The organism is Sphingobium xenophagum (assembly GCF_031457465.1).
Classification (GTDB): domain Bacteria; phylum Pseudomonadota; class Alphaproteobacteria; order Sphingomonadales; family Sphingomonadaceae; genus Sphingobium; species Sphingobium xenophagum_A.
Genome location: NZ_JAVDWV010000008.1, coordinates 29310 through 50177, shown reverse-complemented (window position 1 = coordinate 50177; position 20868 = coordinate 29310). Strand labels below are relative to the sequence as shown.

General features: G+C 64.4%; 26 protein-coding genes. 12 read left to right on the top strand and 14 right to left on the bottom strand.

Annotation, left to right across the window (positions count from 1 at the left end; all coding sequences use genetic code 11):
* The first annotated feature begins 44 nt into the window (after positions 1-44).
* Entirely contained in the window at positions 45-995 is a 951-nt protein-coding gene (locus J2W40_RS09670; protein WP_310224039.1) for a 2-hydroxyacid dehydrogenase, read from the top strand.
* A 101-nt stretch (positions 996-1096) separates the two neighbouring features.
* Here the strand turns inward: J2W40_RS09670 and J2W40_RS09665 are convergent, their stop codons facing one another.
* From J2W40_RS09665 to J2W40_RS09630, 8 genes are read right to left on the bottom strand one after another with little or no spacing between them, the layout of a single operon-like run.
* Positions 1097-1330: a hypothetical protein gene (locus tag J2W40_RS09665; RefSeq protein ID WP_310224037.1), complete on the bottom strand. Its 234-nt coding sequence runs from the start codon at positions 1328-1330 to the stop codon at positions 1097-1099.
* A 30-nt stretch (positions 1331-1360) separates the two neighbouring features.
* Entirely contained in the window at positions 1361-1612 is a 252-nt protein-coding gene (locus tag J2W40_RS09660) for a hypothetical protein (RefSeq protein WP_310224035.1), read from the bottom strand.
* Between the two features lie 38 nt (positions 1613-1650).
* A complete protein-coding gene (locus tag J2W40_RS09655; protein WP_310224033.1) occupies positions 1651-1962 on the bottom strand; it encodes a hypothetical protein in 312 nt (103 codons plus the stop codon).
* 29 nt (positions 1963-1991) lie between these two features.
* Positions 1992-2282, bottom strand: coding sequence for a hypothetical protein (locus J2W40_RS09650; RefSeq protein ID WP_310224031.1), 291 nt, complete (start codon positions 2280-2282; stop codon positions 1992-1994).
* 30 nt (positions 2283-2312) lie between these two features.
* Positions 2313-2687, bottom strand: coding sequence for an envelope stress response membrane protein PspC (gene pspC, locus J2W40_RS09645; RefSeq protein ID WP_310224029.1), 375 nt, complete (start codon positions 2685-2687; stop codon positions 2313-2315).
* A gap of 1 nt (position 2688) precedes the next feature.
* On the bottom strand, positions 2689-2955 hold the full coding sequence (gene pspB / locus J2W40_RS09640; RefSeq protein ID WP_310224027.1) for an envelope stress response membrane protein PspB: 267 nt from the start codon (positions 2953-2955) through the stop codon (positions 2689-2691).
* A 4-nt stretch (positions 2956-2959) separates the two neighbouring features.
* Complete coding sequence (gene pspA / locus J2W40_RS09635; protein WP_310224025.1) at positions 2960-3628, bottom strand: phage shock protein PspA; 669 nt, start codon at positions 3626-3628, stop codon at positions 2960-2962.
* A gap of 47 nt (positions 3629-3675) precedes the next feature.
* Complete coding sequence (locus J2W40_RS09630; RefSeq protein WP_476470235.1) at positions 3676-3852, bottom strand: fimbrial protein; 177 nt, start codon at positions 3850-3852, stop codon at positions 3676-3678.
* A 185-nt stretch (positions 3853-4037) separates the two neighbouring features.
* On the opposite strand from J2W40_RS09630, the gene pspF reads away from it, so the two are divergent.
* From pspF to J2W40_RS09615, 3 genes are all read left to right on the top strand, one after another.
* Complete coding sequence (gene pspF / locus J2W40_RS09625; RefSeq protein WP_310224023.1) at positions 4038-5072, top strand: phage shock protein operon transcriptional activator; 1035 nt, start codon at positions 4038-4040, stop codon at positions 5070-5072.
* Between the two features lie 232 nt (positions 5073-5304).
* On the top strand, positions 5305-5442 hold the full coding sequence (locus J2W40_RS09620) for a BrnT family toxin (protein WP_310224021.1): 138 nt from the start codon (positions 5305-5307) through the stop codon (positions 5440-5442).
* The gene (locus J2W40_RS09615) at positions 5393-5650 is read left to right on the top strand and encodes a BrnA antitoxin family protein (RefSeq protein ID WP_037474265.1); all 258 of its coding nucleotides are present in this window, start codon (positions 5393-5395) and stop codon (positions 5648-5650) included. Before J2W40_RS09620 ends, J2W40_RS09615 begins: the two co-directional genes overlap by 50 nt.
* A gap of 22 nt (positions 5651-5672) precedes the next feature.
* Here the strand turns inward: J2W40_RS09615 and J2W40_RS09610 are convergent, their stop codons facing one another.
* On the bottom strand, positions 5673-6551 hold the full coding sequence (locus tag J2W40_RS09610; RefSeq protein ID WP_310224018.1) for a 3-hydroxyacyl-CoA dehydrogenase NAD-binding domain-containing protein: 879 nt from the start codon (positions 6549-6551) through the stop codon (positions 5673-5675).
* 169 nt (positions 6552-6720) lie between these two features.
* Here J2W40_RS09610 and J2W40_RS09605 point away from each other — a divergent pair, with 169 nt between their 5' ends.
* The 6 genes from J2W40_RS09605 (at position 6721) to pal (ending at position 11477) form a co-directional block, all read left to right on the top strand.
* Entirely contained in the window at positions 6721-7191 is a 471-nt protein-coding gene (locus tag J2W40_RS09605) for a YbgC/FadM family acyl-CoA thioesterase (RefSeq protein WP_310224016.1), read from the top strand.
* Positions 7188-7895, top strand: a complete 708-nt coding sequence (gene tolQ / locus J2W40_RS09600) for a protein TolQ (RefSeq protein WP_310224014.1) — start codon at positions 7188-7190, stop codon at positions 7893-7895. The genes J2W40_RS09605 and tolQ overlap by 4 nt, the downstream gene beginning before the upstream one ends.
* A 121-nt stretch (positions 7896-8016) precedes the next feature.
* Complete coding sequence (gene tolR / locus J2W40_RS09595) at positions 8017-8472, top strand: protein TolR (RefSeq protein WP_310224012.1); 456 nt, start codon at positions 8017-8019, stop codon at positions 8470-8472.
* Positions 8473-8491: 19 nt separating this feature from the next.
* Positions 8492-9517, top strand: a complete 1026-nt coding sequence (locus tag J2W40_RS09590) for a cell envelope biogenesis protein TolA (protein WP_310224010.1) — start codon at positions 8492-8494, stop codon at positions 9515-9517.
* On the top strand, positions 9514-10848 hold the full coding sequence (gene tolB, locus J2W40_RS09585; protein WP_310224008.1) for a Tol-Pal system beta propeller repeat protein TolB: 1335 nt from the start codon (positions 9514-9516) through the stop codon (positions 10846-10848). Before J2W40_RS09590 ends, tolB begins: the two co-directional genes overlap by 4 nt.
* 116 nt (positions 10849-10964) lie before the next feature.
* A complete protein-coding gene (gene pal / locus J2W40_RS09580) occupies positions 10965-11477 on the top strand; it encodes a peptidoglycan-associated lipoprotein Pal (RefSeq protein WP_310224006.1) in 513 nt (170 codons plus the stop codon).
* Positions 11478-11706: 229 nt separating this feature from the next.
* Here pal and J2W40_RS09575 read toward each other — a convergent pair whose 3' ends face one another.
* The 3 genes from J2W40_RS09575 to J2W40_RS09565 all read right to left on the bottom strand — a co-directional run bounded on the left by J2W40_RS09575 (position 11707) and on the right by J2W40_RS09565 (position 15457).
* Entirely contained in the window at positions 11707-12159 is a 453-nt protein-coding gene (locus J2W40_RS09575) for a MarR family winged helix-turn-helix transcriptional regulator (protein ID WP_310224004.1), read from the bottom strand.
* A gap of 102 nt (positions 12160-12261) precedes the next feature.
* Positions 12262-12564 (bottom strand): hypothetical protein, encoded by a 303-nt coding sequence (locus tag J2W40_RS09570; protein ID WP_310224001.1) that lies wholly within the window; start codon positions 12562-12564, stop codon positions 12262-12264.
* Positions 12565-12589: 25 nt separating this feature from the next.
* Positions 12590-15457, bottom strand: a complete 2868-nt coding sequence (locus J2W40_RS09565; RefSeq protein WP_310224000.1) for a M16 family metallopeptidase — start codon at positions 15455-15457, stop codon at positions 12590-12592.
* A 153-nt stretch (positions 15458-15610) separates the two neighbouring features.
* Here J2W40_RS09565 and J2W40_RS09560 point away from each other — a divergent pair, with 153 nt between their 5' ends.
* Together J2W40_RS09560 and clpB are read left to right on the top strand one after the other, a co-directional pair.
* Entirely contained in the window at positions 15611-17233 is a 1623-nt protein-coding gene (locus J2W40_RS09560; protein WP_310223998.1) for a M28 family metallopeptidase, read from the top strand.
* An 86-nt stretch (positions 17234-17319) separates the two neighbouring features.
* Positions 17320-19899: an ATP-dependent chaperone ClpB gene (gene clpB / locus J2W40_RS09555; protein WP_310223996.1), complete on the top strand. Its 2580-nt coding sequence runs from the start codon at positions 17320-17322 to the stop codon at positions 19897-19899.
* Between the two features lie 27 nt (positions 19900-19926).
* Here clpB and tnpA read toward each other — a convergent pair whose 3' ends face one another.
* Positions 19927-20415: an IS200/IS605 family transposase gene (gene tnpA / locus J2W40_RS09550; protein ID WP_310223994.1), complete on the bottom strand. Its 489-nt coding sequence runs from the start codon at positions 20413-20415 to the stop codon at positions 19927-19929.
* 135 nt (positions 20416-20550) lie between these two features.
* Complete coding sequence (locus J2W40_RS09545; RefSeq protein ID WP_310223992.1) at positions 20551-20808, bottom strand: hypothetical protein; 258 nt, start codon at positions 20806-20808, stop codon at positions 20551-20553.
* Positions 20809-20868 lie beyond the last annotated feature (60 nt).

The window sequence follows — 20868 nt, the reverse complement described above, 5'->3', positions numbered from 1 at the left end:
AGCGACAGGTGGCGGCGGGCCGGATCAACCCCTAGATAAACCGCATGACCAACACCAACCGCCCGCCGATCGTCGCCTATGGCCCGCTCTATCCCTATCTGGCGCAGGGTCTGGAGCGCCGCTTCACCGTCCACACCGTCGCGGCCGATGCCGACCTGACCGCCCTGCCGACGGCCGTGCGCAATGCCCGCGCGCTGGTCAGCTTCGGATCGGTCGGTGCCTCGGCGGCGATCATGGATGCGCTGCCCCGGCTGGAACTGATCGCGCTGTTCTCGGTCGGCTATGATCAGGTGGATATCGACCATGCCCGGCAAAAGCGCATCCGCGTCACCAACACGCCCGATGTCCTGACCGACGATGTCGCCGACCTGGCCGTGGGCCTGCTCTACGCCACGATCCGCAACATCGCCGCCAACGACCGGATGGTCCGGTCGGGCGCATGGGCGCGCGGCGAAAAAACTGCGCTGTCGGGCCGGGTGACGGGCCGCCGTATCGGCATATTGGGCCTCGGCCGTATCGGCCACGCCATCGCCAGGCGGCTGGAACCCGTGGCGGGCGACATCCTCTACCACAACCGCCGCGCGGCGACCGACACCGCCTATCGCTATGTCGCCGACCCGATCGACTTTGCGCGGCAGAGCGACGCGATCATCGTCGCCACATCGGGCGGGCCGGAAGCCGCCAAACTAATCGATGCCACCATGCTCGACGCGCTCGGCCCCGATGGGGTGATCGTCAATATCAGCAGGGGCAGCGTGATCGACGAAGATGCGCTGGTCGTCGCGCTGGCGGAGGGCCGGATCGCTGGCGCAGGCCTCGACGTCTTCGCCGCCGAACCCCATGTGCCGCAAGCACTGCTGGCGATGGATCAGGTCGTCCTCCAACCGCATCAGGGCAGCGCGACCGTCCACAGCCGCGCCGCCATGGCGGATCTGGTGCTGGCCAATCTCCACGCGCATTTTGCCGGTGAAGCGCTGGTGACGCCAGTGGTGTAGAACAGCGCCTATCGTCAGGAATGGCCTCCCCCTCAACGACGCTGGCCCCTTCATGCCAAGGAAGGGCCGGCCAATCTCAGCGGTATGCCGCGCTCAATGGCTTACAAATCGACCCCCGCCGCGATCGCCTCCAGCTTGCGGATGCGTTCCTTCAGGTCCGCCACTTCGATCCGCGCTACCGCCGATGGCGGCGCGGCATCGTCGGCGCGGCGGTTCAGTTCAGCGCGCTTCAACGCCAGCCAGCCATTCCAGCCGCGCAAGGCCGTCACCGCGATGATCGCCACGCCTGCCAGCGTGGTCAGCGCCATGGCCAGATAGAGATAGGGGTCCTGCATATGTGCCTCCCTGTCGAACCGGAACCGCGCTTAGTCGCGGTCCCGCAGCTTTTCAAATTCCCGCTCCAGCGCAGTGGAGCCATCAGTTGCCAGCCGCTCCAGCACCGCGACCCGCTCTTTCAGCGCCCTCACCTCGGCGCGCAGCCGCTCGGTATCGGGGTCCGGCCCGCGCTGGATGACGTCTTCGCCCTTGTCGCGGCGCACGACGCCATATTTGGCCCGTAACACGCTGGCGATGGCGGTGATGGCAATGATGGCAACCACCATCTCAAAAGGATTCATGGCGCTTTAACTCCCTGTTTGGCGCGTTATGTCGGCCTTCAGTTGGCCACGCCGCGCAATTGCTCGATCTCGCGCGTCAATTGATGGCTTTCGTCGGTGACGATCCGCTCGACCACGGCCAGCCTGTCCTTCATCGACCCGATCTCGGCGCGCAGTTGCGCATTTTCCTGGCTCAGCAGCGTGATCCGCTCGGCCATTTCCGCGTTTTTCTGCGGATAGACGGGCTTGCCCCAGCTATTTTCCAGCGGATAGCCATGCTTGACCCGCAGCCAGGTGGTTACGACCCAGCCAACCATCCCCAACGTGCCGACGATCAGCGCCACGGGCGCAAAAGATTCAATTGGAACCATGATAATCTACTCCCTTTGTCGGCCGCGCCTCAGCGCAGCGCCTCGATATCGCGCGCGGTGCGGGTGGCAGGATCGGTGGCGATCCGTTCCAGCACGGCGATGCGTTCCTCCAGGCGGCTGATCCGGCCCACCAGCTTTTCGTTTTCATTGGAAAGAAGGTCGATTTTTCGACCAGCGTCGGCGTCGGTTCGATCAACGGTGCCGGTCCATTCATTTTCCACCGGGTATCCATGCCGGGCACGGACCCAGGTGGTGAACATCCAGCCCAGCGTCGACATCGCGATGATGGCCAGGACAAAGAAAGGTCCACCGACATTCATGATTAGTCTCCCTGTTTTGCCCCAGGCTGTTTAGCGCAGGCTGTCGATCTCGTCGGCCAGGCGCGTGTTGCGGCTGGTATAATAGATTTCGATGTCTGCGAGGCGGCGGTCGATGTCGCGGAATTTGGACCGGACGTCGCGGGTGGAGCGCGCCGGGTTGGCGCGCACGCCCTGCCAGAATTTCTCGTCATCCCGGTCGCAATAAAGGCCGGTGGGTTTCTTGTCGGCGACGAAGCCGATTACGAAATAGCCCAGCAGCGTCCAGCCGATGATGAAGAAGGACAGGACCATGGCGACCCGAACCCAGACCACGTCGATCCCGGTATAATCCGCGATGCCGGAGCACACGCCCATGAACTTGCCATTTTGCTTGTCGAGGTAGAATTTGGTGCGGCGGGCGGTCATGTCAGTTTCTCCGGTCGAAGGTGAATTCGTCCGGCTCCTGCGGACGATGCGGGCGGAAATCGGGATTGTCGGCGGCGACGATCCGTTCGACCGTCTGCAGCCGCTCCTCCATCCGGCGGGCAAGAAGGTGGAGTTCATCCAGCAGCTTCTCATCCTCGTCGGTGATCTTGGGGGCCTGCTTCCACTTGGTGACATAGTGGAAGATGAGCCACGGCATGCCGATGAACAACATGCCGCACACCATGATGGGCAGAAAGACATCTTCCATCGGATCAGCCTTCCCTGTTCATGCTGGCCTTGAGCGCGGCGAGGTCGGCATCCACCTTGTCGGCGGAACGCAGTTCGGCAATCTCTTCTTCCAGCGTTTTGGGCTGGCTGCCCAGGTCCATCGCGTCGGCGCGGCCTTCGGCCATGTCGACCCGGCGCTCCAGCATGTCGAAGCGGGCGAAGGCCTCGTTGACCTTCTCGCCGGCATAGGCTTCGCGCACCCGCAGGCGGTTTTCCGCGCTCTGCATCCGGGTGACCAGGCTGTTCTGGCGCACGCGGGCTTCGCGCAGCTTGGCCTGCAGCTTGGCGATATCCTCTTCGGCGGCGCGCAGCGCTTCGTCCAGCGTCTCGATCTCATGGGCGAGATGCTCGGCCATGTCGGTCGCCTTCTGCCGTTCAACGAGCGCCGCCTTGGCCAGGTCTTCGCGATCCTTGGACAGGGCAAGCTGCGCCTTTTCGGTCCAGCTATCCTGCAACGCGGTCAGCTTGGTGATGTGGCGGCGCATTTCCTTCTGGTCGGCGATGGTGCGGGCGGCGGACGCGCGCACTTCGACCAGGGTTTCCTCCATTTCGAGGATGATCATGCGGATCATCTTCGCCGGATCTTCCGCCTTGTCGAGCAGATCGGTCACATTGGCGGCGATGATGTCGCGGGTGCGGGAAAAAATACCCATTTTAACGTCACTCCTGGTCTTGGCTTGTCTTGGTGCCTTCGATGACCTTATGCGAGATAGCGCAGGGTCGCCGAATTGTGGGTTTCGCTGGCGAGGATCGGTGTTTCGCTGGCACGGGCCGGGCCGATCGCTGCCAGGATCAGGGTCGATCCTACCAGCAGGGCGGCGACGGCGACCGACATCAGTTGGCCGATTTCGCGAACGCTGTTGCTGTTGTCTTCCATCTTATACACTCCCTGAACCTTGGCCTTCATGTGGTTCCGCGATTATCTGCGGATTGCCCATAGCTCTGCAGGGGCCGTGCCAATTTGCCGAATGGCGCAGATTTCCGTCATTTTTGCCCCTTCCTTTCGGTCGAGTGCGGAATTTCGCTTGCGACAAGGTGGGAAATTTCACCATAAGTTGGGGCATGGAGAAAACGACCCATTTTGTCGGCCAGTCATTGGCCTTTCTGGACGCCGTCGAACTGGCGGGCCGGGCGGCCGAACTCAACCGCCCGGTGCTGGTGATCGGCGAGCGCGGGACCGGCAAGGAGCTGATCGCCGAGCGGCTGCATCACTTGTCCCCGCGCTGGGGCGAACCCTTGATCGTCATGAACTGCGCCGCGCTGCCCGAAACGCTGATCGAAGCTGAATTGTTCGGCCATGAACAGGGTGCCTTCACCGGCGCCAACCGCGCGCGGCCGGGCCGGTTCGAGGAAGCCGATGGCGGCACGCTGTTCCTCGATGAACTCGGCACCTTATCGATGGCGGCGCAGGAACGGCTGCTGCGCGTAGTCGAATATGGCGAAGTCACCCGCATCGGCGCATCCAAGCCGCTGCGCGTCGATGTTCGCATCGTCGCGGCGACCAATGACGATCTGCCCGCCGCCGCCGATGCCGGGCGCTTCCGCCCCGATCTGCTCGACCGTTTGAGCTTCGAAGTCATCACCCTGCCCCCGCTTCGCGCGCGCGAAGGCGATGTGCCGGTGCTGGTCGATCATTTCGGGCGGCGCATGGCCGCCGAACTCGGCTGGCCGCAATGGCCCGGTTTCGACGCGGCGACGCTCGCCGAACTCGAAGCCTATGCCTGGCCAGGTAATGTCCGCGAATTGCGCAACGTCATCGAGCGCGCCGTCTATCGCTGGGACGCACCAACCCGCCCGATCAGCCGCATCACCTTCGACCCCTTCGCTTCCCCCTGGAAGCCCAAGCCGCTCATGCCGCGCGCCGCCGACCCGTGCGATCCGCCGGTGCCGACCGCCCAAGCCAGCGCTGCCTCCGCTGCGGCGTCAGTCGACGACATTTGCGACCTGCGCGCCGCCGTCGACGCCTATGAATCCGCGATCATCACCGCCGCCCTCGAACGCTACCGCTTCAACCAACGCGCCACCGCCAAGGGCCTGGGCCTTACCTACGACCAGCTCCGCCACTGCATGAAGAAACATAGCCTCAGCGCGGGGTAGCTTTGATGTTCCATTAAATATTGCGGCTCGCTATTTTTGTGCTACATTAAATATGCGTGGCAGCGCCGTAGTCGGAGGAAAATATGCCATGCGCATCGAGTATGATCCGTCCAAGCGACAAAAAACTCTCGATGCGCGCGGTCTGGATTTCGAATCCATCGTTACGATGTTCGACAGGTTCCACCTGATCTGAACCGACGATCGGAAGGATTATGGCGAGGTCCGCTATATCATGCTTGGCCTGTTGGATGAACGGCCGGTCATATGTGTCTGGACACCCAGGGGTGACGCCATTCGCGTCATTTCGATGAGGATAGCAGATGATGACGAACGAGAAATCTACTGGCGGGAACTGGATCGATCCCGATGACGCCCCAAAGCTGACGCAGGACTGGGCCGATGGCGCAGATGCCTATGTGGGCCAGACGCTGGTGCGCCGCGGACGCCCCAAACTTGAACAAACCAAGCAGCATGTGTCGCTGCGGCTCGACCCCGATGTGATCGCCAGCTTCAAGGCGGGCGGTCCCGGCTGGCAAGCCCGCATCAACGAGGCCTTGCGAAAGGCGGCGCGTCTCTAGCGCCCCCTTTCGCCCACCCCCGTCACCGCGTCGGCACAGGCTCCGCGCCCGAATAATCGTAGAAGCCCCGCCCGGTCTTGCGGCCATACCAGCCCGCCTCGACATATTTCACCAGCAGCGGCGCGGGGCGATATTTGGGGTCGCCGGTGGTGCTGAGGAACACGTTGAGAATTTCCAGCGCCGTATCCAGCCCGACGAAATCGAGCAGCGTCAGCGGCCCCATCGGATGGTTCAGCCCCAGCTTGCAGCCCATGTCGATATCGACCACGCTGCCCACGCCCTCGCCCAGCACGAACACCGCTTCGTTCAGCATCGGCAGCAGGATGCGATTGACGACAAAGCCCGGCGCGTCGAACGCCTGCACCACCGTCTTGCCGATCCGTGCCGCAAAGCCCTCGACCGCTGCCACCGTCTCCGGCGTTGTGGCGAGGCCGCGAATGACCTCGACCAGCACCATCACCGGCACGGGATTGAAGAAATGCACGCCGACAAAGCGCCCCGCATCGGGTGCCGCCTGCGCCAGCCGGGTGATCGGAATGGACGATGTATTGGTCGCCAGGATCGCATCAGCCGCCAGCAAAGGCCCGACATTGGCGAAGATAGCGCGCTTCACCTCCTCGCGCTCGGTCGCCGCCTCGATCACCAGTTGCGCATCGGCCAGCGGCGCGATCTCGCCCACCGGCCGGATGCGCGCCAGCGCTGCGTCGGCATCGGCCTTGCTGATCTTCTCCTTCTCCACCGCCCGCGCCAGCAGCTTGGCGATCCCCGCCAGCCCCTTTTCCGCGCGGGGCAGGTCGATGTCCGACAGGATGACGTCATAGCCCGCCTGCGCCGCCACCTGCGCTATCCCTGCGCCCATCTGTCCCGCGCCGATCACGCCTACCGTGCGAATATCCGTCATGCGCCTTCTCTCCCTGGCTTGATTCCGTGCGCCCTTCCTAGCCTTCCCCCCGTCCGGGGGCCAGAGCGGCCCACTCCTCAAAAAGCGCAGGCGACAAAATGCGCCTGTTGCGCGGGGGAAGGACGTTTCGGCCTTTGCCTCGACCGCGCGCCATGGTTAAAAGCCCGCCATGATTGTTGCCGAAATGATGCCCTCTCCCGCGACCGGACGCTTCATCGCGGCCGTGCATCATTTCCCGCTGCGCATCTATTTCGAGGATACCGACCTGTCCGGCCTCGTCTACCACGCCAATTATCTGCGCTATATGGAGCGCGCCCGGTCCGACATGCTGCGCCTTGCGGGCATCGACCAGCGCGCCGCGCATGAAGCCGGCACCGGCGTCTATGCCGTCACCGACCTGCAGATTCGCTATCGCCGCCCCGCCCGGCTGGACGACGACCTGATGGTGGTCAGCCGCGTGGCTCAGGTGAACGCAGCGACCTGCACCATTCATCAGTCAGTCATGCGCGGCGACGAACAGTTGACCGATGCCAGCATTTGCGTTGCATGGCTGACGCCGCAGGGCCGCCCGCAACGGCAACCCAAAGCCTGGACCGACATTTTCAGCCGCCTTTGCCAAGGGGAAGACCTCCACCCATGACCCTCAACCTGCCAGACGTCGCCGCGGTGGCCGACGCCGCCACCATTTCCCCGCTGGCCCTGTTCCTGCAGGCCGACATCGTCGTGAAGGGGGTGATGCTGGGCCTGTTGCTGGCCAGCATCTGGACCTGGGCGATCATCATCGGCTTTTCGGTCAGCCTGCGCCGCGCCAGCAAGGAAAGCCGCAAGTTCGAGGCGGATTTCTGGAAGGCGGAGGATATCGACCGCTTCTACGAGACCCGTGGCAAGGCGGAGCATCCCGCGGCCAAGGTGATGGCGGCGGGCGTCACCGAATGGCGGCGATCGACCGCGCAAAAGGTGGTCGATCGCGACGGCACGCGCGACCGGCTCGCGACCGCCATGTCCAGTACCATCGCGGCGGAGATTGATCGGCTGTCCGATCGGCTCAACATCCTGGCGACGGTCGGTTCGGTCGCGCCGTTCGTCGGCCTGTTCGGCACCGTCTGGGGCATCATGCGCGCCTTCACCGCGATTGCGGCCGAACAGAATAGCTCGCTTGCCGTCGTCGCACCGGGCATTGCGGAGGCGCTGTTCGCCACTGCCATCGGCCTGTTCGCGGCTATCCCGGCGGTCATCGCCTATAACCGCTTCAGCCATGGCATAAACCGCCTCGAATCCGCCCTCACCCGCTTCGCCGACAGCTTCTACGCGACCCTGAGCCGCGAACTGGAGGCCCAGCGATGAGCGCTTCCGTCCTTTTCACCGCACATTCCCAACCCCGTTCGGTTCGAGCTTGTCGAGAACGGCGCGCTTCGTTCTCGACAAGCTCGAACCGAACGGCGACCGGGACGGGAGCCCCCCGCTAATGGCCATGTCCGGCCCTCCCTCCGCCCGCCGGGGTCGCGGCCGCGCGCCCATGGCCGACATCAACGTCACCCCGCTGGTCGACGTCATGCTGGTGCTGCTGATCATCTTCATGGTCACCGCGCCGCTGCTGGTGACTGGCGTGCCGGTCAACCTGCCCGAAACCCGCGCCAAGGGGCTGGACCAGGATGCCAAGCCCACCGTCGTCTCCATCGACCGCGACGGCGCAACCTATGTCGATGAGGACGCCGTGACCGACGCGGACCTGCCCGACCGGCTCGCCGAAATCGTAGCTGCCAATGCCGGCAATCCGGACGCGCCGCAAATCTTCCTGCGCGCCGACAAGGGGCTGGATTATGGTCGGGTCATGCGGGTCATGGCCGAACTCAACCGCGCCGGCCTGAACAAGGTGTCGCTGGTCTCGTCGCCTGACGCAGCCAGCGACGGTTCAGACTAGAGTCCGTAGGACAGGCTGGATGGAGCGCGCGGAAAAGATTGGGCTGGGTGTCGCGACGGCGGGGCATGTCCTGCTGTTCGGGCTGTTGTCGGCCGGATTTCTGGCGACCCCCAACCCGTTGAAGCTCAAGACCCCGCCGATGGAAGTTTCCATGGTGGACGAAGTCGCGCTGCAATCGACCGCGCCGCAAATCTCGACCGCCCCGCCGCCGCCCAGCATCGCGCCGGAGCAGGGACCGACGCAGGACGCCGCACCCGCGCCGGAACCCGAACCCGCGCCGGTGCCGGCGCCGCCCCAGCCTGCCCCACCCCAACCTGCCCCTCCCAAGCCGCAACCCAAGCCCGCGCCGTCCAAAGAGGTGGCCAAGCCTGCGCCGGAAAAACCCGCGCCCGCCAAGAAGGAAGTGGCCAAGGCGAAGCCCAAGCCCGCGCCTGAAAAGCCGACGCCTGCGGCCAAATCGACCCCGGCCAAGCCCACGCCCGCCAAGACGGCACCGGCCAAGGCCAAGGCGGACGCCAAGCCGACCAAGCCCGCCGCGGCCGCATCGGCCAAGCCCTCCACCAAGCCCGCGACCAAGGCCGACGCCCCCGCGCGCGCCTCCGGCCAGGGCAAGGCGGACAAGCCCAAAGGCTCGCTGCTCGGCAAGGATTTCCTCAAGGGCATCGACACCAACGCCGACGCGCCGCGTCGTCCACCTGCCCCCGCACCCGCCGCCGCCATGGGTCCGGCGCAGAAATCGGCGCTCGACGCCGAATTGCGCCGCCAATTGAAACCGCACTGGCGTCCGCCATCGGGCGCGGATGCCGATCAGCTCGTGACGCTGCTCGAAGTACGGCTCGACCGGAATGGCGCGGTCATCGGCACGCCCCAGATAATCGACCAGCTTGGCGTCAACGCCAGCAACCGGCCACAGGCGCAGCTTCATGCCGAACGCGCAATCCAGGCGGTGAAGCTCGCTTCCCCCTTCCGCAACATGCCACCTGAATTTTACGACCAATGGAAATGGCTCCGGCCACTCCGCTTTGACGCGAGGCTGAACCGATGAAACCCACCCTGCTCCACCGTATCGGCATGGCGACCGCCGCGCTGCTCGCCTTCACCGCCCTGCCTGCCCAGGCCCAGTTGTCGGTCGATGTCACCGGCGAGATCGACAGCAATGTCAAGGTCGCGGTGCCGCCCTTGCCCGCGCAGCAGGAGGTGACGACCCCCGCCGGGTCCGCGACCGAACTTGGCCGCAAGATCGCCGAAGTCATCGCTGCCGACCTCAAAGGCTCCGGCCTGTTCGATCCATCGGGTCCGGGCGGCCTGCCGGTCATTCCCTTTGCCGAAGTCACCTTCCCCCAGTTCGACAAATGGGGTGCCTATCAAGCGCTGGTCCAGGGCTTCGTCCGCACCAGCGGCGGCGAATCCGACATTACCGTTGGCTGCTATCTCTATGATGTCGCGCTCAAGCAGGAACTCACCCGCCAGGGTTTCGTCGTTGCACCGCGCGACTGGCGGCGCGCCGCGCATAAATGCGCCGATGCCATCTACGCGCGCCTGTCGGGCGAAAGCCCCTTCTTCGACAGCCGCATCGCCTATATCGCCGAAAGCGGTCCCAAGGGCGCACGGGTCAAGCGCCTCGCCATCATGGACAGCGATGGCGCAAACCATCGCTTCATCACCAACGGCCAGTCGATGGCGCTCACCCCGCGCTTTTCGCCCGACTATAAATCCATTCTCTATGTCAGCTATCTGGGCAGCCGGGTCCGCCTCTATGTCTATGACATCGGGGCCGGGCAGCAACGCCTCGTGACCGAAAGCAACAACCCGACCTTCGCCCCGCGCTGGTCGCCCGATGGCCGCAACATCCTCTTCTCGATGGCGGTGGCGGGCAATACCGACATTTACCGCATCGGGGCCAATGGCGGCACGCCCGTGCGCCTCACCACCTCGCCCGGCATTGATGTCGGCGGCAGCTACTCGCCCGATGGCAGCCAGATCGTGTTCGAAAGCGATCGGTCGGGCGGGCAGCAACTCTATATCATGAATGCCGATGGCTCGAACCAGCGCCGCATCAGCCATGGCGGCGGCCGCTATGCGACGCCCGAATGGAGCCCGCGTGGCGACCTCATTGCCTTCACCAAAATGTCCGGCGACTTCAAGATTGCGGTGATGACGCCCAGCGGCGGTAACGAACGGATTTTGACCAATGGCTGGCAGGATGAACAGCCCACCTGGTCGCCCAATGGCCGCGTGCTGCAATTCTTCCGCACCACGCCCGGTCGGCAAGGGGCCAGCCAGGTGTGGCAGGTCGATCTGACCGGCGTCAACGAACGGCGCATCCCGACGCCTTTGAGCGGCTCCGATCCGGCCTGGGGTCCGTTGCTGCCTTGATAATTCTTCTACCGCGCTGTCCCGATGGAACCCATTCGTCTTGACAGCGTAACGAACTTCACGGACCCTGTCTGCCATCCCCCCAAGCAGACAGCGCTATAATAAGGAGACACGTCATGAAAATGTCCCGCACCCTTTTGATGGCCACCGCCATCATCGCGCTCGCCGCCTGCTCGAAAAAGCCGCCCGCCGAACTGCCCCCCGCCCCCGGCGGCACCGGCACAACGATGCCCAGCGGTCCGATCGGATCGAGCGGCCCGATCAAGGGCAGCCAGGAAGATTTCGTCGCCTCGGTATCTTCCGACCGCATCTTCTTCGCGCTCAACGAATATGATGTCGACGCGCAGGATCAGGCAACGCTCCAGAGCCAGGCCGCCTGGCTGCAACAGAACCCCGCCGTGCGCGTCACGATCGAGGGTCATGCCGACGAACGCGGCACCCGCGACTATAATATCGCGCTCGGCGAACGCCGTGCCAACGCCGCGAAAAACTATCTCGCCTCGCTGGGCATTGATTCGGGCCGCATCACTACCGTCAGCTACGGCAAGGAACGCCCCGCCGCCCTCGGCTCGGACGAAGCCTCCTGGGCACAGAATCGCCGCGCGGTAACGGTAACGATCCAATATTGATCGCTCTTACGCGCTGATAGAAAGGCCCGCCCGTCCCAGACCGGCGGGCCTATTTCATGGGCACTGCTAAAATCCTCCCCTGTAAGGGGAGGGGGACCGGCGAAGCCGGTGGAGGGGTGTAACCCTATCAACGACGCGCACCCTTCCAACCAGACCCGCACCATCCCCCGTCATCCCCGCGAAGGCGGGAACCCATCTCCCAACCCAAAACCCAGGCGAGACGGTGAGATCACCCCACCCCAGCCCGCTGCTCGGCCATCCGCATACTCAGCAAGCCCAGCAACTCGACCCCGACCTCGACCGCGCCATCGGGCAGTCCGCTCAGCAACCCCGCGCGCACGTCCGCCAGCCGCGCCGCGATCTTCTCCGCAAGCGTCTTGCCCGCCTCCGTCAGCGCCAGCCGGTTGGAGCGTTTATCATCCGTATCGGCGATCCGCTCGATCCACCCGGCGATCTGCAACTGGTCCAGCGTCCGCACCAGTGACGGCGGGCTGATATCCAGCAGCAGCGCCAGTTCCGCCTGTCGCGGCGGCTCCGCGAGCTGGTCGAGATGCACCAGGCACCATCCCGCGCTGCTCGACACGCCGAATTGCGCCAGCGCCGCATCGCCCATCTGCCGCCAGCCCCGCGCGACCGGGGCCAGCAGATGCAACAAAGCCAATTCCTGTTCCGCGTCCGCCATAATTATTAGATAGCTAACTAATCAATTTGGCACAAGTCGCAACCTATGTCCGCCTCGCTGTCCGCTTTGGGGGTTCGGGAAGCACCCAAACCCCCTGCGCCGTCAGGCCCGCCGCGTACCGGTAAAGGCCGAAGCCCCGAACGCGCCCAACTGCATCGTGCCCGTAATCGCGTCACCGCTGACCGTCGCTTCGCATTCCAGCGTCATCGGCATCGGCATGGTCATTTCCATCTTCCAGGTGAGCGTGTCACCCGCGACCTTGCCATCGACCACATCCAGCGATCCCATCATCCCGGCAAAGGTGCCGTTGAACCGGTCCCCTCTGCTAATGACGGTAAAGACGCCATTCTGGTCGCCCATCGGCGTCTTGGCCACGCAATCATAAGCGCCATCGACAGTTGCCATCTCATTCACTCCTTTAGGTTTTTTCTCAGTCAGCCAGGGTGCCGGTTTCGACCGGCAAGCCCACCGCGTCAAGCTGTGGCCGCACCAGTTTCGCGTCGCCCACCACGACCCAGATCAGCCCGTCGGCGTTGATCGCCTCGCGCGCCGCCTTGTCGAAATCGGCTGCGGTCATCGCCCGATAGAGTTTGGGCAGCGTCTCGTAGAAATCATCCGCCCGCCCGATAAGGTCGTTGCGCATCATCGCGCCCATCAGTTCCGACGACGTCTCGAAACTGCCCGGCAAGGACAATATCTGGCCGTTGATCGTCTGGTCGCGCTCCGCCTGGGTCGTGCCCTTGGTCGTCAGGAAATCCTTGATGTCCTGCCGCGCCGCGATGATCGACTCGCCCGTCTTGTCGCTCTGTACCGGGGCATAGACCAGCAGCGGGATCGTGTCCTTGACCCCCGGCAACGCCGTCCCCGCGCCATAGGCCCAGCCCTTGGTCTCGCGCAGATCCATGGTCAGCCGCGACGTCGTGCTGCCGCCCAGCACCTCGTTGGCGGACTGGAGCGTCACCGGATTGTCGGTGCCCTTCTTGCTCGTCAGCACACCTGCCAAGATCATCGACTGCGGGCTTTGCGGCTTGTCGATCAGGATGATCCGCGCCGGGCGCGCCATCCGGTCCATGCGGAACAGCTTGGTCCCCTTCGCCGCCGCCGGCGCCTTCCAGTCGCCAAAGCGCTTTTCCAGCAAGGGCAGCAATTCGGCAAGGTTGGTGTCCCCCGTCACGAAAATCTTGGCATTGTCGGGCCGCAGCCAGCCCTCATGGAAAGCGACCAGATCGGTCCGCGTCACCGCCTTGACCCCGCTTTCCGTGCCGGAGCCGGTGAAGGGGATGCCATAGGGATGCGCCGTGCCATAGAGCAAAGGCGGCAGCATCCGCTGGGCGATCGCCATCGGCTGGGTCTTCTCGGACGCGATCCGGGTCAGCATCTGCCCGCGCAGCCGCTCCACCTCATTGGGGTCAAAGGCCGGGTTGCGCACGATGTCGGCCAGCAGCCCCAGCGACGCATCCAGATTGGGCTTGAGCGCGAACAGGCCAACGGTCGTGCGGTCCATGCTGTTGCCCGCGCTCACCGCCGCGCCCAGCCGCTCCTGTTCCTGCGCGATGACCAGCGAACTGCGGGTCTTGGTGCCTTCGTCCAGCAGCGCCGTGGTCAGCGCCGCCGTGCCGAGCTTCGCCCGATCGTCAGCCGCATTGCCCGCATCGAAGGCCACCGACACCCGCACCGTCGGCACCGTGGCGCGGCGCGCGAAGACGACCGGGATGCCATTGCTGAGCTTGGCATGTTCGACCGGCGGAAAGTCGAGGTCCGCGACCGGCTCGATCGGCGGTTCGGCGATCCTGGTCGGCTTGGGTGGCGTTGCGGCCGTGGGCGCAGGCGCATCGGGATCGCGGAAATAAGCGGGCTTCATCGTCGCATTGCCCGCCAGCGCATTATCCGCCGCCGTCCGCTCGCCCGGCGCCACGGTCAGTCGGAACACCGGCCGACCCAGCCATTTGCGCGCCGCTTCCGTCACTTGGCGCGGGGTCGCCGCGGCATAGGCGGCCAGATCCTTCTTGTAGATCGCGGGATCGTTCGAATAGACCGCCCCCTCGGCCAGCGTCACGGCCTTGCCGGAAAAGCCGCCCACCTTTTCCAGCCCCGAAATCGTCCCCGCCACCCGCTGCGTGGCGGCGCGCTGCACTTCATCGGCGCTCGGCCCGTTGGCCAGATAATCGGCCAGCAGCTGGTCGAGCCGCTTGCCCACCGCCACCGCATCCGCGCCCGGCTTCACGTCCACCGTGATCTCGGCGATGCTCAGCTTCTCGAACGGCTGGACATTGGCCTTGACGCCCACCGCCACTTTCTCGTCACGCACCAGCGTCGTGTAGAGCCGCGACGATCCCAGCCCGCCGAACACCGACAACGCCAGGTCGATCGCGGGCAGGTCCGCGCCATTGACGCCCGGCACCACCCAGTTGCGATAAAGCCGCGTCGCCGCGACATTATCCTTCATCAGTTTCTCGACATCCTTGTCGAGCGTCGGGACGGTCGCGTCCACATCCTGGGGCGGCGGCCCGGCGGGGATGTTGCCGAACCAGCGTTCCACCTTTTTCTTCGCTGTCGCCGTGTCGATATCGCCCGCCAGCACCAGCACGGCGTTGTTGGGACCATAATGGGTCTTGAACCACATCTGCACGTCAGCCAGCGTCGCGGCATTCAGATCCGCCATCGACCCGATGGTGGAGTGGCGATAGGGATGACCTTCGGGCAGCAGCGCGGCGAGTTGCGCATATTCGACCAGGCCATAAGGCTCATTCTCGCCCATCCGCTTTTCATTCTGGACGACGCCGCGCTGGGTATCGAGCTTCGCCTGCGTCACCGCGCCCAGCAAATGGCCCATCCGGTCGGATTCGAGGAACAGCGCCCGGTCGAGCGCGCCCGTCGGCACCGTCTCGAAATAATTGGTGCGATCGAACCAGGTCGTCCCGTTCCAGTCGGTCGCGCCTATATCCTCCAGCCGCCCGAAAAACGGTCCATCGGCATTTTCCGACCCATAGAACATCAGATGTTCGAACAGATGGGCAAAGCCGGTCTTCCCCGCAGGCTCGAAGCGCGACCCCACATGATACCAGACCGACACCGCCACCACCGGCGCCTTGCGGTCCGTATGGACGATGACGCGCAGGCCGTTTTTCAGCCTGAATTCTTCATAGGGAATATCGACCGCCGCCACGAGGCTGGAAAGCGGCGCGGGCGCGGCAACGGCGGCCGCACCCTGCGCCACCGCCTGGGTCACGGGCGTCATCGCCAGCATGGACAGACCGATCAGCAGGGGCAGGCGGCGCGGCAGGGAAGACAGGATCATGAAGGAGCCTTCTGACTAAAGCAGCGGGGTGAAACCGCCCGCAGGATGGCGCTAGAATAGCGGAGCGTTTTAGCAGCGCAATACGCATACGGCTGGACAGCGCGAACGGCGACGATAGGTTCCACTCCATCATCGACCTTAAAAGAGTAACCCATGCGCTTTCGCCTCCCCGTCCTCGTCTCCCTGCTCGCCCTCGCCGCGCCCGCAATCGCGCAGGAACCGACCTTCTCCCCCGACGCGATCCGCGCCGACGTGACATTCCTCGCCGACGACCTGCTCGAAGGACGGGACGCTGGCACACGCGGCTATGACATCGCCGCCCGCTTCGTCGCCGCGCGCTTTGCGGCGCTCGGCCTCACCCAAGCGGTCAAGGATAGCTGGTATCAACCCGTGACGTTGGCATTGGCCGATCTCGACAAGAGCGCCCCCGCCGCACTCACCATCGGCGGCCAGCGTTTCGCCAATGGCACCGATGTCGCCATCGGCGGCTTCGGCCGCGAAGCCAAGCAAAGCATCGCCGCCGGGGCCGTATTCGTCGGCTATGGCCTGCAATCGGATCGCGAGAAGATCGACGATTATGCGGGGCTGGACCTCAAGGGCAAATTCGCCGTCGCCCTCTCCGGCTCGCCCGTCGGTATGCCGAGCGAAGTCGGCGCGCATCTCGCCGCGGAAAAGGCGCTGGCGGCGCAGAAGGCCGGGGCCATCGGCCTCATCACCCTGCCCAGCCCCAGCCTGCTCGCCCGTATGCCCTGGGAAAAGCTGCGCGAGCGCAGCAACGATCCGGTCGTTAGTTGGATCGACGGCCAGGGCCAGCCCTATGTCCGCACCCCCGGCATCCGCGCCACGGCCACGGTCCATGGCCCGGCCGCAGAGGCGCTCTTCGCCGGGTCGCGCGGCAATCTCGCCGCCATCCTGAAGCAGGCGGGCAAGAAGGGCGGCCGTCCCAAGGGCTTTGCGCTCAAGCCGCGCGTCACGCTGGAGCGCGTCAGTTCCGTCAGCACGGCCCCCTCGGCCAATGTGCTGGCGGTGCTGCCCGGCTCAGATCCGGCACTGGCCCATGAATATGTGCTGCTGATGGCCCATCTCGACCATAATGGCGTCAAGGAAAGCGCGAAGGGCGACGACAAAATCTATAACGGCGCGATGGACAATGCGTCGGGCACCGCGACCATGCTGGCGGTGGCCAAGGCCTTTACCGAAGGCGGCGCGCGGCCCAAACGCTCGATCCTGTTCGCGGCCGTCACGGCGGAAGAGGACGGGCTGCTCGGCTCGCAATATCTCGCCAAACACCCAGTCCTGCCGACAGGCGGCAAGCTGGTCGGCGTCGTCAATCTCGACATGCCGATCCTGACTTACGACTTCCAGGACGTCGTGGCGTTCGGCGCGGAGCATTCGACGCTCGGCCCGATCGTCGATCGCGCGGCACAATCGGTCGGCGTCACCCTCTCGCCCGACCCGCTGCCTGCCGAAGGGCTGTTCACCCGCTCGGACCATTATCGCTTCGTGCAGGAAGGCGTGCCCGCCGTGTTTCTTATGACCGGCTTTGCCGGGCCGGGCAAAGCGGCGTTCGAACATTTCCTCAAAACCCATTATCACCAGCCATCCGACCAGATCGACCTGCCCTTCAACTGGGATGCCGCCGCCAAATTCGCCCGCGTCAACTATGCCATCGCCCGGCAGATCGCCGACGCGCCGGAAGCGCCGCGCTGGTATGCGCAGGATTTCTTCGGCGACGCCTTCGCCGCCGACCAACCCAAGGCACCCAGCCCCAAGTAAATCGCCCGCCTGCGGAAATTGCGTATCGCCCCTTGTGTGGTTTTTAGGCAACACCACATGAGGGGCAGCATCACGAAGGGCCTGTTATGAACCTCGAAAAATTCACCGACCGCGCCAAAGGCTTCCTGCAATCGGCGCAAACCGTCGCGATCCGCATGAACCATCAGCGGATCAGCCCGGACCATCTGTTGAAAGCGCTGCTGGAGGATGAGCAGGGCATGGCGTCGGGCCTGATCAAAGCGGCTGGCGGCGACGCCCCGACTGCGCTCCGCGAAACCGACGCCGCGCTGGCGAAAATCCCTGCCGTATCGGGCAGCGGCGCGCAGCAGACGCCCGGCCTCGACAATGACATAGTGCGCGTGCTGGACTCGGCCGAACAGGTCGCGGCCAAGGCGGGCGACAGCTTCGTCACCGTCGAACGGCTCCTCCTCGCGCTCACGCTGGCCACCACCACGGCGGCGGGCAAGGCTCTGGGCATCGCTGGCGTGAAGCCCGAAGCGCTCAACACCGCGATCAACAGCCTGCGCCAGGGCCGCACCGCCGATACGGCGGGCGCGGAAGATCGCTATGACGCGCTCAAGAAATTCGCCCGCGACCTCACGCAAGCCGCGCGCGACGGCAAGCTCGATCCGGTCATCGGCCGCGACGAGGAAATCCGCCGCACCGTCCAGATTCTCGCCCGCCGGACCAAGAATAATCCCGTCCTGATCGGCGAACCCGGCGTCGGCAAGACCGCCATCGCCGAAGGGCTGGCGCTGCGCATCGCCAATGGCGACGTGCCCGACACGCTCAAGGACCGCACCTTAATGGCGCTCGACATGGGATCGCTGATCGCGGGGGCCAAATATCGCGGCGAGTTCGAGGAACGATTGAAGGGCGTGCTGGACGAAGTGAAAGCCGCCGAGGGCCATGTCGTCCTCTTCATCGACGAGATGCACCAGTTGATCGGCGCGGGCAAATCCGAAGGCGCGATGGACGCGGGCAATCTCCTGAAGCCCGCCCTTGCGCGCGGCGAATTGCATTGCATCGGCGCGACCACGCTCGATGAATATCGCAAATATGTCGAGAAAGACCCCGCGCTCCAGCGGCGGTTCCAGCCCGTATTCGTCGGCGAACCGACGGTCGAGGACACCATCTCGATCCTACGCGGCCTCAAGGAAAAATATGAGCTGCACCATGGCGTGCGGATCACCGATGGCGCGATCGTGTCGGCGGCGACGCTCTCCAACCGCTATATCACCGACCGTTTCCTGCCCGACAAGGCGATCGACCTGATGGACGAGGCGGCCTCACGCCTGCGCATGGAGGTGGAATCCAAGCCCGAAGAGATCGAAAATCTCGACCGCCGCATCATCCAGCTCAAGATCGAGCGGGAAGCGCTCAAGAAGGAAACCGACCAGCCATCCAAGGACCGGCTGTCCGCGCTGGAGGCCGACCTTGCCAATCTGGAGCAGCAGTCGAGCGAACTGACCAGCCGCTGGCAGGCGGAAAAGGACAAGATCGCAGGCGAGGCCAAGATCAAGGAACAGCTCGACGCCGCCCGGCTCGAACTGGAGCAGGCGCAGCGCGCAGGCGATCTCGCGAAGATGAGCGAGCTGTCCTACGGCACCATCCCGGCGCTGGAAAAGCGGCTGGCCGAAGCAGCCACCGCGTCGGACGGCGCGATGCTGCGCGAGGAAGTCACCGCCGAGGACATCGCTGGCGTCGTCGCCCGCTGGACCGGCATCCCGGTCGAACGGATGCTGACCGGCGAGCGCGAAAAATTGCTCGCCATGGAGGAGACTCTGGGCAAGCGCGTCATCGGCCAAGCCCATGCGGTGCGCGCCGTGTCGACCGCCGTCCGCCGCGCCCGCGCCGGGCTACAAGACCCCAACCGGCCGCTTGGCAGCTTCCTCTTCTTGGGGCCGACGGGCGTCGGCAAGACCGAACTGACCAAAGCGCTGGCCGGTTTCCTGTTCGACGACGACAATGCGATGGTCCGCATCGACATGAGCGAGTTCATGGAGAAGCACAGCGTCGCCCGGCTGATCGGCGCGCCTCCGGGCTATGTCGGCTATGAGGAAGGCGGCGTCCTGACCGAAGCCGTGCGCCGTCGCCCCTATCAGGTCGTCCTGTTCGACGAGGTCGAGAAGGCCCATAGCGATGTGTTCAACATCCTGCTCCAAGTGCTGGACGATGGCCGCCTGACCGATGGGCAGGGTCGCACGGTCGATTTCACCAACACGATCATCGTCCTGACATCGAATCTGGGCAGCCAATATATTGCAGGCCTCGCCGACGACGAACCGGTCGAAAAGGTCGAGGATCAGGTGATGGAGGTCGTGCGCGGCCATTTCCGCCCGGAATTCCTCAACCGACTGGACGAGGTCATCCTGTTCCACCGCTTAGGGGCCGCGCATATGGCACCGATCGTCGACATCCAGGTCGCACGGGTCGGCAAGCTGCTCAAGGACCGCAAGATCCTGCTCGACCTGACCGACGGCGCACGCGCCTGGCTTGGCCGGGTCGGCTATGATCCGGTCTATGGCGCGCGCCCGTTGAAGCGGGCGGTGCAACGCTATCTGCAAGACCCCCTCGCCGACATGATCCTGCGCGGCCAGGTGCCCGACGGATCGACGGTACGGGTCGAGGATGGCGATGGGGCGCTGGTGCTGGGCATCAGCTGAATGACTGACCGGCTGACGCCGGTAGGATCATGGGGCGGGGCTGAAGCCGTTTTTGTGGCCATGTTTGTCCAGGTAACGCAGGATAGTGTCATCGGTGATGTTGCCGGATGTTGTCGAGAAGTAGCCGCGTTGCCAGAAGCGTTGGCCCCAGTAGCGCTTGCGGATATGCTCGAACTCCTGCTGGATTTTACGTGATGACCTGCCCTTGGCCCGTCGCACGAAATCGCTGACCGATACGTGCGGGGGTATCTCGACGAACATGTGGACGTGGTCGCGCGAAAGCACGCCGTGAACGATCGTCACGCCCATTTCGGCACAGACCTGTCGGATAATCTCGCGAACCCGCAGACGCACCTCGCCATGCAACACCTTGAACCGATATTTAGCTGCGCTGAACTGCGTTTCGGTGCCCAGACGAGATGATAGCGATGATGAAATGTTGTGTGACAACCGCTGCTGTAGCCCATAGCCTGCTATCCTCGGAAAAAATGAACTCTCGCCCTTCGGGCTGTTCATTTTTTCCGAGGATAGCAGGCTACTGGCCGAGTCCGGGGCTGAAGCCAGTATCCGACTGAAGTCGGAGGGGTTTCTCCTCATGGAGGACTCTAAAGAAAGAGGGCGTTGCGGCCGACCGCAACGCCCCGTTTCCAATTAACCGCTCGGATTCATGCCTGCCCGGCTTCGGGTGATCAAGTCGTCGGCATCGCGATTTTGCTGCTCGGACAGTTTCCGCCACTCAGCATTCGTCCGGCAGATACGCTCTTTCTTTACCAGCGACCCGATGACCGCGAATTTCTTGCATCGTACGGCATCCGGGTCATTCTTGTCGAGCTGCGGCGTTTCCTGCGCAACAGCGGGAATTGCCGCAACAATTAGTCCTAATGCCATCATCGCCTTGACATAATGCACTGCATATCTCCCAGAAAAGGCAATGGAAATAGTTGGCCGATAACGGCCATTGACCATGCC

Coding starts and splice junctions, on each gene's coding strand:
- J2W40_RS09630 (WP_476470235.1), bottom strand. CDS start 3,852: ATGGAAGACAACAGCAACAGCGTTCGCGAAATCGGCCAACTGATGTCG.
- J2W40_RS09605 (WP_310224016.1), top strand. CDS start 6,721: ATGATTGTTGCCGAAATGATGCCCTCTCCCGCGACCGGACGCTTCATC.
- J2W40_RS09610 (WP_310224018.1), bottom strand. CDS start 6,551: ATGACGGATATTCGCACGGTAGGCGTGATCGGCGCGGGACAGATGGGC.
- tolB (WP_310224008.1), top strand. CDS start 9,514: ATGAAACCCACCCTGCTCCACCGTATCGGCATGGCGACCGCCGCGCTG.
- J2W40_RS09660 (WP_310224035.1), bottom strand. CDS start 1,612: ATGAATCCTTTTGAGATGGTGGTTGCCATCATTGCCATCACCGCCATC.
- J2W40_RS09650 (WP_310224031.1), bottom strand. CDS start 2,282: ATGAATGTCGGTGGACCTTTCTTTGTCCTGGCCATCATCGCGATGTCG.
- J2W40_RS09670 (WP_310224039.1), top strand. CDS start 45: ATGACCAACACCAACCGCCCGCCGATCGTCGCCTATGGCCCGCTCTAT.
- J2W40_RS09570 (WP_310224001.1), bottom strand. CDS start 12,564: ATGGCAACTGTCGATGGCGCTTATGATTGCGTGGCCAAGACGCCGATG.
- J2W40_RS09565 (WP_310224000.1), bottom strand. CDS start 15,457: ATGATCCTGTCTTCCCTGCCGCGCCGCCTGCCCCTGCTGATCGGTCTG.
- pal (WP_310224006.1), top strand. CDS start 10,965: ATGAAAATGTCCCGCACCCTTTTGATGGCCACCGCCATCATCGCGCTC.
- J2W40_RS09655 (WP_310224033.1), bottom strand. CDS start 1,962: ATGGTTCCAATTGAATCTTTTGCGCCCGTGGCGCTGATCGTCGGCACG.
- J2W40_RS09590 (WP_310224010.1), top strand. CDS start 8,492: ATGGAGCGCGCGGAAAAGATTGGGCTGGGTGTCGCGACGGCGGGGCAT.
- J2W40_RS09575 (WP_310224004.1), bottom strand. CDS start 12,159: ATGGCGGACGCGGAACAGGAATTGGCTTTGTTGCATCTGCTGGCCCCG.
- J2W40_RS09620 (WP_310224021.1), top strand. CDS start 5,305: ATGCTTGGCCTGTTGGATGAACGGCCGGTCATATGTGTCTGGACACCC.
- J2W40_RS09665 (WP_310224037.1), bottom strand. CDS start 1,330: ATGCAGGACCCCTATCTCTATCTGGCCATGGCGCTGACCACGCTGGCA.
- tolR (WP_310224012.1), top strand. CDS start 8,017: ATGGCCATGTCCGGCCCTCCCTCCGCCCGCCGGGGTCGCGGCCGCGCG.
- tolQ (WP_310224014.1), top strand. CDS start 7,188: ATGACCCTCAACCTGCCAGACGTCGCCGCGGTGGCCGACGCCGCCACC.
- tnpA (WP_310223994.1), bottom strand. CDS start 20,415: ATGAACAGCCCGAAGGGCGAGAGTTCATTTTTTCCGAGGATAGCAGGC.
- pspA (WP_310224025.1), bottom strand. CDS start 3,628: ATGGGTATTTTTTCCCGCACCCGCGACATCATCGCCGCCAATGTGACC.
- pspF (WP_310224023.1), top strand. CDS start 4,038: ATGGAGAAAACGACCCATTTTGTCGGCCAGTCATTGGCCTTTCTGGAC.
- J2W40_RS09615 (WP_037474265.1), top strand. CDS start 5,393: ATGATGACGAACGAGAAATCTACTGGCGGGAACTGGATCGATCCCGAT.
- pspB (WP_310224027.1), bottom strand. CDS start 2,955: ATGGAAGATGTCTTTCTGCCCATCATGGTGTGCGGCATGTTGTTCATC.
- pspC (WP_310224029.1), bottom strand. CDS start 2,687: ATGACCGCCCGCCGCACCAAATTCTACCTCGACAAGCAAAATGGCAAG.
- clpB (WP_310223996.1), top strand. CDS start 17,320: ATGAACCTCGAAAAATTCACCGACCGCGCCAAAGGCTTCCTGCAATCG.
- J2W40_RS09560 (WP_310223998.1), top strand. CDS start 15,611: ATGCGCTTTCGCCTCCCCGTCCTCGTCTCCCTGCTCGCCCTCGCCGCG.